Below are 14,345 nucleotides of genomic sequence, written 5' to 3'. Positions count from 1 at the left end.
ATTCGATGCCAGGCGGTTCTCCGCCTGGCATCGCCTTATCATCAAACGGTATTATAAGTAGCGCCATGAAGATTCTCGTTATTGAAGATGACCGCGAAGCGGCCCGCTATCTGGAGAAGGCCTTCACCGAGGCCGGACATTCCGCCGATATCGCCGGTGACGGCGAGACCGGCTATACGCTGGCCGAGAATGGAAGCTACGATGTCCTCGTAGTCGACCGCATGCTGCCGAAGCGTGATGGCTTGTCCGTCGTGGCTGGTTTGCGTGCCAAGGGCATGGAAACCCCGGTCCTGATCCTTTCCGCACTCGGCGAAGTGGATGACCGCGTCACAGGACTGCGAGCCGGTGGTGACGACTACCTTACCAAGCCTTATGCATTCTCCGAGCTGCTGGCTCGCGTCGAGGTTTTGCAACGTCGTTCCAGTCCCCGCGAAGCAGATACGATCTACCGCGTCGGCGATCTGGAGCTTGACCGGCTTGCGCATACAGCGCGCCGTCAGGATGTGGAAATTACGCTCCAGCCTCGCGAATTCCGACTTCTCGAATATCTGATGCGTCATGCCGGACAGGTTGTCACGCGCACGATGCTGCTCGAAAACGTATGGGATTATCACTTCGATCCGCAGACCAATGTGATTGACGTGCATATCTCGCGTTTGCGTTCCAAGATCGAGAAGGGCTTCGACGTTCCTCTGCTTCATACGGTGCGTGGCGCCGGCTACATGCTGAAGGCCGGACGTGCAAAACAATCCGCAGTCGCCAAGGTGGATTGATGAGCCGCTTTTCAGCGCTCATGCGCACAACCGCCGTTCGACTATCAACGCTCTATCTGCTGCTGTTCATCGTCGGCGCGGTAGCGCTGGTCTTCTACATGACCAATCTGTCTGCTTCCATGCTGGCCGCGCAGACCCAGCAATCGCTGGGTGAGGAGATCGGCAGCATTGGCAAGAGCTATGCGCGGGGCGGCATACCGCAGCTCGTGCGGACAATCGATTATCGCTCGCGCCAGCCGGGCGCTTATCTCTATCTGGTCGCTGATCCGACAGGCCGCATCCTTGCGGGTAATGTGGAGAGCGTGGAGCCCGGTGTTCTGGATACCGATGGCATTATTGAGCGCGGGTTCAAATATCGGCGCTATGGCGAGCAGGGCACGGAGACGGAGCACCGCGCCATTGCGGTCGTGATCGCATTGCCGAACGGCATGCGGCTTCTGGTCGGTCGCGATCTGGGTGAACCGGAGCGGTTCCGTGATGTTGTTCGCCGGTCGCTGATGCTGGCGTTAGGTATCATGGGCGTTGGAGCGCTCTTGATCTGGCTGTTTGTGGGACGCCGCGCCCTGAAGCGCATCGATGACGTGTCCAAGGCTTCACAGCGCATCATGGATGGGGATTTGACGGGCAGGCTTCCGGTCAACGGCTCGGGTGATGAATTCGACCGCCTGTCGGGCAATCTCAACGTCATGCTTGGCAAAATTCTGGAATTGAACGAGGGGCTGAAGCAGGTCTCCGACAATATCGCGCACGATCTCAAGACGCCGCTGACGCGCCTGCGCAATCGAGCGGAAGAAGCTCTTTCCGGCAAGAAGGCCGGACCTGAATATCGTGAGGCGCTTGAAGATATCATCGGCGAGTCGGATCAATTGATCCGGACCTTCAACGCGATCCTGATGATTTCGCGTCTTGAAGCAGGCTATTCATCGGAGAATCTCGAAAACATGCCGGTAGCGCCGATCCTTCGCGACGTGGCCGAAATGTATGAGCCCGTTGCCGAGGATGCGGGTGTGAACCTGACACTTGGTGATCTCGATGAAGTTGCGCTTCATATCAATCGCGAACTGGTCGGGCAGACGATTTCCAATCTCGTCGACAATGCAATTAAGTATGCGGGCGGCGATGAGCGGATTGCGACAGTGAGCCTTTCTATGGAGCGTGATCCGAACTGGGTCCGCATCATCGTTGCCGATAATGGTCCCGGCATTCCTGAAGAAAAACGCGAACAGGCGACAGAACGGTTTGTTCGCCTTGAGGAAAGCCGCACGCAGCCCGGTTCGGGACTCGGTTTAAGTCTTGCCAAGGCGGTGATGAAATTGCACGGTGGCGCACTTCGTCTTGAAGGCAATGATCCGGGCCTGCGCGCTGTGCTGGAGTTTCCATTGCCATCGGGCAAGGTCGAATAATGGCGTGACATAAGAGGGGATCATGGCGGCAGAAAACGCAACGGCACTATTCTTGGAGAGAGAGATTCGTGCTTTGACGCCGCTTGATCCCGCAAGGGCGGAGACCTTCCTGGCCGACCTTGCGGCGCGTGCCGGAGAAGAGGAACTTACAGACGTCGTAGCCTTGCTGAAAAAGGCAGAAGCCGCGCCGTTCTTCTCGGCCGTTCTCGATCTTTCTCCATTCATTCGCGAAGCACTGACCCGTCATCCGCGTATTCTGGATCGCATCGTCGACAAATCGCCGGAGGCTGCACTAGAGAATATTCTGGCGGATATCTCGGCCAGTGCTGCAAGTGCAGACGTGACGGAAGCCTCCCTCATGACCAGCCTGCGTGTTCTGAAACGTGAGGCGCATGTCCTTATCGCGCTTTGCGATCTCGCTGGCATTTTCAATACGGAAGCAACGACGGGCTGGCTCACTGATCTGGCCGAGGCCTGCACTGGCGCAGCCGTCCGGTTTCTGCTGTTTGATGCGGATAGTGCGGGCAAGATTAAACTTCCTGACCGAAACCAGCCCGACAAGGACAGTGGCTGGATTGTTCTCGGCATGGGCAAGTTCGGTGCGCGTGAACTCAATTATTCGTCCGATATTGATCTCATCGTCTTCATCGATGAAACCAGACCGGCCATCGGCGATCCGTATGAATGCGTCGAAACTTTTTCACGGCTGACACGCCGCCTTGTCCGCATCCTGCAGGACCGCACCGGCGATGGCTATGTCTTCCGCGTCGATCTTCGCCTGCGTCCGGACCCCGGTTCCACGCCGCTGGCCATTCCTGTCGGCGCGGCACTTCATTATTACGAAGGGCGCGGCCAGAACTGGGAACGCGCGGCGATGATCAAGGCGCGGCCCGTTGCAGGGGACCGCGAATCCGGGAAGCAGGTGCTGGCGGAGCTTTCCCCCTATGTCTGGCGCAAATATCTCGACTATGCGGCCATTGCCGACGTGCACTCGATCAAGCGGCAGATCCACGCCCATAAGGGGCACGGCGATATCGCTGTGCGCGGCCACAATGTGAAACTGGGACGTGGCGGCATCCGCGAAATCGAATTCTTCGTTCAGACGCAGCAGCTCATCGCTGGAGGGCGCTTTCCCGAATTGCGTGGCAACCAGACAGTGCCGATGCTGGCAAGACTGGCGGAGCGGGGCTGGATCACCGAGAAGGCTCGCGATGCCTTGGCGAAGGAATATTATTTCCTCCGCGACGTAGAGCACCGCATCCAGATGATCGCCGACGAGCAGACGCATATTCTGCCCGAAGACGATGAAGGCTTTGCGCGTGTTGCCCATATGATGGGTTACGCCGATCCGTCGGCCTTTTCAGATGTTTTTCTCGATGCGCTCAAGGTCGTCGAAAAGCACTATGCGGCCCTGTTCGAGCAGGCTCCCGAACTTGGAAGCTCATCTGGAAATCTGGTCTTCACTGGCGATGTGGATGATCCGGGCACGCTGGAGACGCTAGCGGCCATGGGCTATGAGCGCCCGAGCGATATATGCCGCGTGATCCGCACGTGGCACTTCGGGCGTTATCGCGCCACGCAATCTGCTGAAGCGCGTGAGCGCCTGACCGAACTTACGCCCGCTCTGCTCAAGGCCTTTGCCGAGACCAAGCGTGCGGATGAAGCGCTCTTGCGTTTCGACGGTTTTTTGAAGGGCTTGCCTGCGGGCATCCAGCTTTTCAGCCTATTGCAATCAAATCCCCGTCTCCTGAACCTTCTCGTGATGATTATGAGCGCCGCCCCCCGGCTTGCCGAAATCATCACGCGCAACCCGCATGTTTTTGACGGTCTGCTCGATCCGGCGATTTTCTCGGAGATGCCGACACGCGCCTATCTGGAAGAACGCCTTCGCGTGTTTCTGGGACCTGCGACCGATTATGAGGAAGTGCTTGACCGGTTGCGCATCTTCGCTGCCGAACATCGCTTTCTGATCGGTATTCGCCTGCTCACAAGCGCCATTGATGGCGTGCGCGCTGGTCGCGCATTTTCCGATCTGGCTGAACTGATGATCGGCAAGGCATTCGAAGTCGTGGCCGCTGAACTGGAGCGACGCCACGGCAAGGTTAAGGGTGCGAGAGTGGCGCTTCTGGCCATGGGCAAGCTTGGCAGTCGCGAACTCACCGCCGGTTCGGATGTCGATCTGATCCTGCTTTACGATCACGACAAGGAGACGGATGAATCAGACGGCGAAAAGCCGCTAGCTCCCTCGCAATATTATATCCGCCTTACCCAGCGGCTCATTGCAGCACTTTCTGCGCCAACTGCGGAAGGCGTGCTCTACGAAGTCGATATGCGGCTGCGCCCTTCCGGCAATAAGGGACCGGTTGCCACCCACATCGAATCCTTCGGCAAGTATCAACGCAGCGAAGCATGGACATGGGAACATATGGCCTTGACCCGTGCGCGCCCGATTCATGGCGACGAGGCGTTTATGGATCACATCAGAAGCGAGATCGACAAGGTTCTTGTCTCTCCCCGTGACGTGAAGAAGATCGCCCAGGATGTGCGCGAGATGCGCGACCTCATCTATCAGGAAAAGCCACCTGCCGATGATTGGGATTTCAAGCTGAAGCCCGGCGGCATTGTCGATCTGGAATTCATCGCCCAGTTTGCCGTGCTGGCCAACAAGCTCGACCGGAAGCCGCGTCCCTTGGGTACAGAAGAAATCCTTTCGGCCCTGGACCCGTCTTTTGCTGATCCGGCGCTTGCCGATAGCCTTGTCGGCGCCCATCGCCTCTATACCAATCTGAGCCAGACGATCCGTCTGTGTCTTGGAAGCGATGCCAAACGTGAAGAATTCATACCCGGCATGATCGACCTGCTATGCCGTGCGGCCGACATGCCAGACATAAAGCGCGTCGAGCATCATCTGGCGGAAGTCGCCGTTGACGTGCGGACAAGTTTTGAGAAGCTTTTGACCATCTAATCAGGCCGCGTGGATTTCCGCACCATGTCCAACCTGACCGCGCTTGCGATCAGGGATGCAGACCGAAACCACGGTGCCAACGCCTTCGGTTGAGCGAATGCGAAGCCAGCCGCCGTGAAGCTCGGCCAGTGAACGGGTGATGGCAAGTCCGAGGCCGGAACCGGTATGAGTCTTGGTGAACTGGTTTTCCACCTGTTCGAAGGGCTGGCCGATCTTCTTGATTGCCGATTTTGGAATGCCGACACCGGTATCCTGAATAGTCATGAAGAGGGCTGAGCCGGTCTTTCGCGCCCGTACCGTGATCTGCCCGCCGTAGGATGTGAACTTCACCGCATTGGAGAGAAGGTTGATGAGCACCTGCTTGATCGCGCGCCGGTCGGCATAGAGCTGCATTGCCTCTTCGATGCGCGTATTGACCGCAATATTCTTCTCATCCGCCTGCAGCGAAATCATGCGTACCGTTTCATTGATAAGCGGGCAGAGATCGATCTGCTCACGGTCGAGCGAGAATTGCCCGGCCTCGATCTTCGACATGTCGAGAATGTCATTGATGACATTAAGCAGGAAGTTGCCGCTTGTATGGATGTCGTTGATGTATTCCTCGTAACGGTCGGAGCCGAGCGGGCCGAACGTGCCTGCCTGGATCATTTCCGAGAAGCCGATGATCGCATTGAGCGGCGTGCGCAGCTCGTGAGACATATTGGCGAGGAATTCGGACTTGGCGCGGTTCGCGGCTTCCGCGCGTTCCTTTTCCTGACCGTATTTGCGGGCAAGTTCGGAGAGTTCACGCACGCGATCCCGCTCGCCTTTGCGTGCAATCGACAGGTCGTGAATCGTCGCCATTAGGCGGCGTTCGCTGTCGACCAGACGTTCCTGATGCAGCTTGAGCTGGGTAATGTCTGTGCCAATGGATACAAGGCCGCCGTCCTGCGTGCGACGTTCGTTGACCTGGAGCCAGCGGCCATCGCTGAGCTGGCGTTCAAAGGTCTGACCACCAGCGCGGTTATGTTCATTGGCCATGCGGCGTTCGAAAGTGAACGGGCGTGTATGGGCATCAACTTCGTTGCGCGGCACACCGGGTTTCAGGGTCCAGACCGGAAGGCCAGCATATTCACTGAACTTGGAATTCGCCATGACGAGGCGGTTGTTGGAATCCCACAGGATGAAGGCTTCCGAAATATTCTCGATGGCTTCGCGGATGCGCATGTCGGCTTCCGCCGTCGCTTGCGCAAAGCGGTGCTGTTCGCTGACGTCGAAGGCGATGCCGACCAGATGAAGATCGCCTTCGCTGGCGATTTCCGCGCGAACACGCATCCAGACCCACGAACCATCGGCGTGGCGCATGCGGAAGACGCGGTCGACATGCGAAATATCGCCTGCCGCTGCCTGTTCGGCGATCGAATAAAGATCACCATCTTCCGTATTGATGATTGCAGCCACATCACCGAATGGCAGCACCGCATCCTGCGCTTCGTAGCCCAGCATCTCATACATGGAACGCGACCAATAGATGCGACCGCGTGCCATGTCCCAATCCCACAGGCCGCATCGACCGCGGCCCAGCGCCAGATCAATACGGCGCTGGATTTGGTTGGAGAGATCGTCGGCCTCGCGGGCTCGCGCTGCCTGGCTGAAATAGGCGTAAAGGATGGCGAACATGACGCCCGTCGTACCCGCAAAGAGCGTCACATTGAGCGACACGGCGCGGCGCCATTCTGCGAAGATGGCGCTTTCCGGTTCGACGGCGATAACGGAATAGGGCAGGGTCATAGGCTTCGACAAGGCACCGAAAGCCGGCTCACCCTGAAGTGTGACTTTCAGCACGCCTGCACGTTCTGCAAACAGGAACAGCGGCTGTGCTTCCGAAAGGATCGTATCGACCGACTTGCCGGATAGATCGGACATCGGGCCTGAAATTGCCACCACGGAGGATTGTGGGTCAATGACGGCGAGCGTCATGCCGGACGACGACAGCCCGCGCGAACGAAACTCGGCTATCGTGTCTTGAATGTCCTTCGCGGCGATCTGCGCTCCGACGTCGGTGCCATTGGCAACACGCTCGATCATCTGTGCGAGATTGGCGGTCGCAGCCGACAGAAATGCCTTATGCTGCTGCTCGATATCCTCGCGCCACGCCAGCATCGAGAAGACGCGCGCTACGCCGAGAATAATCAGGAAAATAATGATGAGCGCAGGAACGAGGCGTCGCAGGATAGGCTCGATTGAGACGAACTTGCCATAGGCCGGACCAGCAAGAAGACTGACATGGCCCGAAAGCTTGCCTTTCCTTCTTTTCCGACCGGATTCGCAATGCGTCCCCGCCGGCGCGCCATACGCGTCGGTGCTCGCCATATATTGGTCCCTCGTGAATTCCCTGCGAGTGAAGTGATTCGGAATACGCCACCTCCGAATATGATCAATGAATCAAAAGTGATTCGCGCTGTCCAGCGAATTCGTTAACGAGGTGTAAAAATCAGGGTTTTGTCAGCCAATTTATTCATGAATCTCAAGCTCTTAAGTGGAATCAGCATCGCATTTGATTCGGCTAAAGGCATGAAAAGACTCATGAAAGCTGACTGCCCGCCGCCTTTGCGTTCATCAGCATGAAATGGCTCGTTCCGATTGCTGGTTAAGCAGCCGGAACGAGCGAATCACCATAACGATCAGGATAGGTCGCGAATCAGGCGAGAGTGCGGTCCACGATATCGCGCAGGTCGGTAGATAGTTTGCCTGCGCCTGAAATACGCGCCAGCGCTGCCCTTGCATGCTCGCGGCGGGTATGTTCAAGCGAACGCCAGGAGCGAAGCGCAGTCAGAAGCCGCGCTGCAAGCTGTGGATTTTCTGGATCGATGGACAGGATCGTATCTGCAAAGAACTCGTAGGCCGCACCATCCTTGCGATTGAAGCCGGTCGGATTGGATGCGGAGAATGAGCCGATCACGGAGCGGACGCGGTTCGGATTGTCGAGCGAGAAGAGGGCGTGTTTCGTAAGATCGCGCACAGCCTGCAAGGCTTCGTCGCCGGGACGGCTCGCCTGCACGCTGAACCACTTGTCCATCACAAGACCATCCTTGCCGAACCGGTGCTCGAAACTTGCCAGTGCGTCCTTTGCCTCGTCCGTATCGCCAAAGCGGTGCACCAGCACGGCCAGCGCCGCGAAGCGGTCAGTCATATTATCCGAATTGACGAACTGGCTGGCGGCGCGTTTCTGGCTTTTGTCGTGGCGGCTCAGATAATCGAGCAGCACGTTTCGCAAGGCACGTTTGCCTGCTGCGTCTGCATCCGGCGAGAAAGCGCCATCCTGTTTCAGGCCATCATAGAGCTTTGCGAAGTCGTCGGCATATCGGGTGGCAATAGCGTCCACGAAATGGTTTCGGCTGGCGAGGATCGCATCCGGATCGACATTGCTGCCCATCTCGCGTGCGATGTCGCTTTCGCTCGGCAGCGTGAGGCAAAGCGCACGAAAGGCCGGATCAAGCGTCCCGTCCGAAGCGATATTTCCGGCAAGTTCGATGACCTTATCATCAATCGCCGGTGCATGACCGCCGCGAACACGCTTGGCGCCTTCAAGCAGGGCCTGGTTGAAAATTCCGGTTAATGCCTGCCAGCGGGCAACCGGATCGCTGTCGTTGAGGGCCAGGAATGCGCGATCATCATCCGATAGAGGTGCTGATAGATTTACGGGAGCCGAGAACCCGCGCAACAGCGACGGCACAGGGCGTTCCTTGATGCCGTGGAAGATGATCTTTTCGGAAGAACGATGCAGATGGATTACGTCGCCGCGCACGTCTCCACCTTCAACGGATGTTGGCATCATATCCTTGCCGTCAGAACCGAGAAGGCCGAAGGCAATCGGGATATGCATCGGCTTCTTGACGGTTTGTCCGGGCGTCGCTCCCAGCGACTGCACCAGTTCAATCGTGAAGGTTTCCTTCGCAGCATCGTAGGCGAAAGCGGCTTCCACCTTTGGTGTTCCAGCCTGATCGTACCAGAGCGCGAACTGTGAAAAGTCCTGGCTGGAAACATCGGCGAAAACCTTGACGAAATCTTCGATAGTCGCCGCTTCTCCGTCATGGCGCTCGAAATAGAGGTCCATACCCTTGCGGAAGAGCTCAGACCCGATGATCGTGTGGATCATGCGCACGACTTCCGAACCTTTTTCATAGACGGTGGCCGTGTAGAAATTGTTGATCTCACGATATTCGCGCGGGCGCACAGGATGAGCGAGCGGCCCGGCGTCTTCCGGAAACTGCTGCGCTTTGAGAATCTTCACTTCTGCGATGCGCTTCACCGGGCCCGAGCGCTCATCGGCGGAAAATTCGTGGTCGCGATAGACCGTCAGGCCTTCCTTGAGGCAGAGCTGGAACCAGTCGCGGCAGGTGATGCGGTTGCCGGTCCAGTTATGGAAATATTCGTGTGCGATCACCGCTTCGATGCCCGCATAGTCGACGTCGGTTGCGGTTTCGGGATCGGCCAGCACATATTTGTCGTTGAAGACGTTGAGACCCTTGTTCTCCATCGCGCCCATGTTGAAATCGGAAACGGCAACGATGTTGAAGACGTCGAGATCATATTCGCGCCCGAACTTCTCCTCGTCCCAGCGCATGGATCGCTTCAGTGCATCCATCGCATAGAGTGCCCGGCTTTCCTTGCCATGTTCGACATAGATTGCCAGATCGACAGGCCGTCCGGACTGCGTGGTGAAGTGATCCTTCACGACGCCAAGCGATCCGGCAACGAGTGCAAAGAGATAGGACGGTTTTGGGTGTGGATCGTGCCAGATTGCGAAGTGCCGGTCCGAGTTGCCTTCGACCGATCCGCTGTCAACGGGGTTGCCATTGGACAGGAGAATGGGGGCAGCTTGCTTGTCGGCGTCAACTCGCACCGTATAAACTGACAGCACATCCGGGCGGTCATAATAATAGGTAATGCGGCGGAAGCCTTCTGCCTCGCACTGCGTGCAATAAACGCCACTGGAGCGATAAAGGCCGGATAGCTGGCGGTTGGTGGTCGGGTTGATTTCTGTCACGATTTCAAGCGTGAAGCGCTTGCCTTCCGGCAGATCGCTGATTTCAAGCTGGTCGGGCGTTGCGACATAGCTGTTGTCGGCAAGCGCCTTGCCGTCAATGGCGATGCTGACAAGCTTCAGTTCGTCACCATCGAGAACCAACGGTGTGCCAGCCGGGGTGTCATCCCGGCGTTCAATCGTCAGCGTAGCACGGACGAGCGTTTTTTCCGGTTCCAGTGAGAAGCCCAGTTTCGTCTCGGGTATGGCGTATGGGGTCGGACGATAATCTTCGAGACGGAATGTCTGGCCGGTTTCAGTACGCATAGCGAAACTCTCTCCCTGAACTCACATTGAACTCACAATGCTGGATTCGTACCCGGAATTGCAGCCAAGGGAAACTCAATTCCAGAACAACCAACCGGCCTTTTGTGACCGGAGCATTTCCAGCAAAAGTGCGAAGCGGCTTTGCGTCGGATAATGCGACAAAACAAACGACAGACACTTTGCCAAATAATTTTCAGCGGAACCTTTGTGCTACTGGTGCTGTCTCACAAACAGGAATAAGAAAACAGGCGCTCGAATATTTTGGGCGAACCTGCGCTTTGTGTTTTTAAGGAATTGCGTTGTGAACGCTCATGCGAGCGCGCCTGTCGAGGCTGCCCATCTTGAAACCAACCCGATGCTCGGCATCGGTCTCAAAATCGCTTCCGTTGCCGTTTTTGTCGCCATGTCCACCTTGCTGAAGGCGGCTGAAGGCGTGCCTGTCGGACAGTTGATCTTTTTCCGGTCGTTCTTCGCAATCTTCGCGATACTGGTCTATCTGGGGTGGCGCGGGCAGCTTTCCGGCGTGTTCCGCACCCAGAACGGTTTCAGCCATTTCTGGCGTGGGCTGGTGGGCGTCTGTTCCATGTCGATGAGCTTTTTCGCTCTCACCAAGCTGCCGCTGCCCGAAGCAATCGCGATCAACTACGCTTCACCGCTGATTACCGTCATTCTTGGCGCGGTCATCCTGCATGAAGTCGTGCGATTTTATCGCTGGAGCGCGGTTCTCATCGGGCTTGGTGGTGTGATGGTCATCATCTGGCCGCGGCTGACGGTGTTTTCCGGCGGCAGCATGGGGCATGACGAGGCCATGGGTGCGTTTGCCGCTCTTGGCGCGGCTATTCTGTCTGCGGTGGCCATGATGCTTGTGCGTCGCCTCGTGCAGACGGAGCGCACCTCGACCATTGTGATCTATTTTTCCCTATCCGCGAGCGTCATTTCCCTGGCAAGCCTTCCATTCGGCTGGATCGTACCGAACTGGTCACAGCTTGCCATGCTGGTCGGTGCTGGCTTTGCGGGTGGTGTTGGTCAGATCCTTCTGACCGAGTGTTATCGCCATGCGCCGATGTCGACGATTGCTCCCTTCGAATACACTTCGATGCTGCTGGGACTTGCCATCGGATTTTTGCTGTTCGGCGATATCCCGACTTTCGAAATGCTGGCCGGTAGCGCCATCGTTATGGCGGCGGGCGGTTTCATCATCTACCGCGAGCACAAGCTTTCCATTGCGCCCCACAAGGTGAACGCACCTCAGACACAATGAATTCAGCTTTGACCGGGTGCGCCCTCTGCACGAGGATCAAGCTGCATGGTTTCCGGCGTGGACTGGCCGTCCGGCGTATGGAACTTGTATTCGGTCTTCTGGTCGCTGATGGCCGGGCGTTCGAAGCGACGGATGCGCCAGAAGGCATGCAGGCCGTATAAGCCGTAGGCAATGGCCATGGTTACGAAGAAGCCCGATGCACCGATCAGATCCATCAACGGGCCGGAAAGAGCAGGCCCGATGACGCTGCCCACGCCGTAAATAATCAGCAATCCGCCGGAAACCTTCACGAATTCGCTGGCGTCCGCATAGTCGTTGGCGTGAGCGACGTTGAGGCTGTAGATCGGATAAATAACCGAGCCGAACAGAAACATCATGATGTAGAGCGCATAGGGCGAAGTGGGATGGAACAGCACCATCACCATCGACAACGCAAAGCCGATAATACCGGCGATCACCATGACATAGCGACGATCGACAAAGTCAGATCCCCGTCCGAGCGGATACTGGAAGATCGCGCCGCCGACCATGGCACAGGCAAGCATTGTTGCGATGCCGAAGGTCGAAAGACCGTTCATCTCGCCGTAAATGGCAGCGAGGAAGTTCCAGGTGCCTGCAACTATACCAGCAATCAGCGAGCCGACGGCTGCAGCAGGCGACCGTCGGTAAAGCCCTTTCAGATCGAGCGAAACCTGCGTCAGCGGGTTGGGCGACTGTGCACTTGAGAGGGCGGTTGGAAGCAGTGCGCTTGCATAGATGATGGCGCAAATGATGAAGAGCGTCTGCGTTCCCGCATCGCCGAACGGCAGGATGTATTGTCCGCACAACAGTCCGAGCATGGTGATAATCATATAGATCGAGAAGATGCGGCCGCGCGATTCATTGGTCACACGCTCATTCAGCCAGCTTTCGATAATCATGTAGCTGCCTGCGAGCGAAAAACCTGCAATGCCACGGAAGATCATCCATGCGACGGGATTGACGACCAGTGCATGGAACAATAGCGCCATCGAAAGCAGCGTCGCCAGAGAGGAGAAGACGCGCACATGCCCAACGCGCCGCACCAGATGCGGCACCACGATGCAGCCGATCGTGAAGGCGAGAGAATAGCTCGTACCCATCCAGCCGATGGTCGTGGTCGACCAGCCTTCCATGCCGCCACGCAGGGGCAGAAGAATACCCGCAAGGCCACCGGCAAGCAGCATCAGAAAGGTGCTTGCAAGCAAAGCGGCTATGGGCAGGAGCTGGCCAGCCATGAAAAACTCCACAGTGAAATCCCATGGGGAATCTGAATTTAGGGCTACTTGTCGCCGAAAGGCGGTTTGGCAAGCGGCGAAATAGAACAAGTTTGCGGCATGTTGGTGACAATACCGCCTACGCCGCCTGCCGATGCCACTGAACTACGGAGATTTCAACTAATCAATTCGGCCAATTTCAGCTTCACAGCCAGAAAATCGCGCCATGCAAACCGCTTTTGCGCTGGCGTTCGCAGAAGGTAGGCTGGGTGCAGGGTCGGCATGACGGGAATTTCGAGGCCGTTGGGCGTACGATGAATCTTCCAGTTGCCGCGTAGCCGAAGGATACCTTCCGTCGCGCCGGTGAGTGCCTTGCCCGCAGGTCCGCCAAGTGCAACCAGAACTTTCGGCGCGGCAAGCTCGATCTGTCGTTCTATGAATGGCCGACAGAGTTCCGTTTCAAGCGGCGTCGGCGTGCGGTTGCCGGGCGGACGCCACGGGATCGTGTTGGCGATATAAACGCTTTCTCGCTTCAGGCCGATAGATTCGATCATGCGATTGAGAAGCTGTCCGGATTTTCCGACAAACGGCAATCCTTCCATATCCTCATCCCGTCCGGGCGCTTCACCGATGAACATGATGTCGGATGACGGATCGCCATCGGCGAAACAAAGGTTCTTCGCCGTGAATTTCAAGTTGCAGCCGTCGAATGCAGCGAGCTTCTCCCGCAATTCCTCCAGTGTCGAAGCCTGTGCCGCCGCCTCGCGTGCGAGCGCAATCTGCGCTGTGTCGGGAAGGTCGGCTGCGGCTTGAACAGGCCTGCTGGTGGGGGCAGGTGTCGGGGCCGGACGTGGTTGCTGCTGCCGGGCGCGCTCCGGCGAATTCGACATTTGCGCCGTTGGTTGCGAAGGAACAGGGCGCTGAGGCTCCGCAAACCGGTCTAACGGCGTTTCGGAAAGCGGCATGTCAACGCCTGCTTCCGCATAGAAGCGGAGCAAACCTTCAATATCCAGCGTTTCGCGATTATCAGCCATTATCTACCTCACCTCTGAGGTGGCGAATTTTGCGGGTGAATGCAAGAGCCCGGTTGGGATTTAGGGCTTGTTTCGACGGTTAGTGACAATTCATATCCGATTTCACACCGGCATATCCCAGCCAGAGCCAGCTACGGCTCTCTTATGCTCATGACATGCTGTGAAGTCGTACTTCTTCCATCACCAAGAACAAATCCTCATCGCAGCTTCTTGAAGGGAATAGATTTGACGTTTACGTTAAAGTAAATGAATATGTGGACGTAGGACGCCTGTTTTGGACAATTGGACGCATTTGCGACAGTCTCCAACTCTGCGACAGGGTAAGGCAGATTACGGGGAAAC

8 protein-coding genes are annotated in these 14,345 nt (G+C 57.1%); 4 read left to right on the top strand and 4 right to left on the bottom strand.

Annotated features, from left to right (window positions below; genetic code table 11):
• Window positions 1–65 precede the first annotated feature (65 nt).
• The 3 genes from F9K91_RS20895 to F9K91_RS20885 are packed head-to-tail and all read left to right on the top strand — an operon-like array spanning window position 66 to window position 5,141.
• Window positions 66–773 carry a response regulator transcription factor gene (locus tag F9K91_RS20895; protein WP_151678632.1) on the top strand — a complete coding sequence of 236 codons (708 nt, stop codon included), beginning with the start codon at window positions 66–68 and terminating at the stop codon, window positions 771–773.
• On the top strand, window positions 770–2,176 hold the full coding sequence (locus F9K91_RS20890) for a sensor histidine kinase (protein ID WP_176037526.1): 1,407 nt from the start codon (window positions 770–772) through the stop codon (window positions 2,174–2,176). The genes F9K91_RS20895 and F9K91_RS20890 overlap by 4 nt, the downstream gene beginning before the upstream one ends.
• Window positions 2,177–2,198: 22 nt before the next feature.
• Entirely contained in the window at window positions 2,199–5,141 is a 2,943-nt protein-coding gene (locus F9K91_RS20885; RefSeq protein WP_151678631.1) for a bifunctional [glutamine synthetase] adenylyltransferase/[glutamine synthetase]-adenylyl-L-tyrosine phosphorylase, read from the top strand.
• Here F9K91_RS20885 and F9K91_RS20880 read toward each other — a convergent pair whose 3' ends face one another.
• Window positions 5,142–7,493 carry a PAS domain-containing sensor histidine kinase gene (locus F9K91_RS20880; protein ID WP_151678630.1) on the bottom strand — a complete coding sequence of 784 codons (2,352 nt, stop codon included), beginning with the start codon at window positions 7,491–7,493 and terminating at the stop codon, window positions 5,142–5,144.
• Window positions 7,494–7,821: 328 nt separating this feature from the next.
• Window positions 7,822–10,473 (bottom strand): aminopeptidase N, encoded by a 2,652-nt coding sequence (pepN, locus tag F9K91_RS20875; RefSeq protein ID WP_151678629.1) that lies wholly within the window; start codon window positions 10,471–10,473, stop codon window positions 7,822–7,824.
• Between the two features lie 355 nt (window positions 10,474–10,828).
• Here pepN and F9K91_RS20870 point away from each other — a divergent pair, with 355 nt between their 5' ends.
• A complete protein-coding gene (locus F9K91_RS20870; RefSeq protein ID WP_282188496.1) occupies window positions 10,829–11,734 on the top strand; it encodes a DMT family transporter in 906 nt (301 codons plus the stop codon).
• 2 nt (window positions 11,735–11,736) lie between these two features.
• On the opposite strand, the gene F9K91_RS20865 is transcribed toward F9K91_RS20870, so the two are convergent.
• Both F9K91_RS20865 and F9K91_RS20860 read right to left on the bottom strand, forming a co-directional pair.
• The gene (locus F9K91_RS20865; RefSeq protein WP_151557872.1) at window positions 11,737–12,990 is read right to left on the bottom strand and encodes an MFS transporter; all 1,254 of its coding nucleotides are present in this window, start codon (window positions 12,988–12,990) and stop codon (window positions 11,737–11,739) included.
• A 155-nt stretch (window positions 12,991–13,145) separates the two neighbouring features.
• Window positions 13,146–14,003, bottom strand: a complete 858-nt coding sequence (locus F9K91_RS20860; RefSeq protein ID WP_151557874.1) for a uracil-DNA glycosylase — start codon at window positions 14,001–14,003, stop codon at window positions 13,146–13,148.
• Window positions 14,004–14,345 lie beyond the last annotated feature (342 nt).

The sequence above is a fragment of the Brucella tritici genome, from assembly GCF_008932295.1.
Taxonomy (GTDB): Bacteria; Pseudomonadota; Alphaproteobacteria; order Rhizobiales; family Rhizobiaceae; genus Brucella; species Brucella tritici.
This window is presented reverse-complemented; position numbering and strand designations above follow the sequence as displayed.

Coding starts and splice junctions, on each gene's coding strand:
- F9K91_RS20895 (WP_151678632.1), top strand. CDS start 66: ATGAAGATTCTCGTTATTGAAGATGACCGCGAAGCGGCCCGCTATCTG.
- F9K91_RS20885 (WP_151678631.1), top strand. CDS start 2,199: ATGGCGGCAGAAAACGCAACGGCACTATTCTTGGAGAGAGAGATTCGT.
- F9K91_RS20880 (WP_151678630.1), bottom strand. CDS start 7,493: ATGGCGAGCACCGACGCGTATGGCGCGCCGGCGGGGACGCATTGCGAA.
- pepN (WP_151678629.1), bottom strand. CDS start 10,473: ATGCGTACTGAAACCGGCCAGACATTCCGTCTCGAAGATTATCGTCCG.
- F9K91_RS20870 (WP_282188496.1), top strand. CDS start 10,829: ATGCTCGGCATCGGTCTCAAAATCGCTTCCGTTGCCGTTTTTGTCGCC.
- F9K91_RS20865 (WP_151557872.1), bottom strand. CDS start 12,990: ATGGCTGGCCAGCTCCTGCCCATAGCCGCTTTGCTTGCAAGCACCTTT.
- F9K91_RS20860 (WP_151557874.1), bottom strand. CDS start 14,003: ATGGCTGATAATCGCGAAACGCTGGATATTGAAGGTTTGCTCCGCTTC.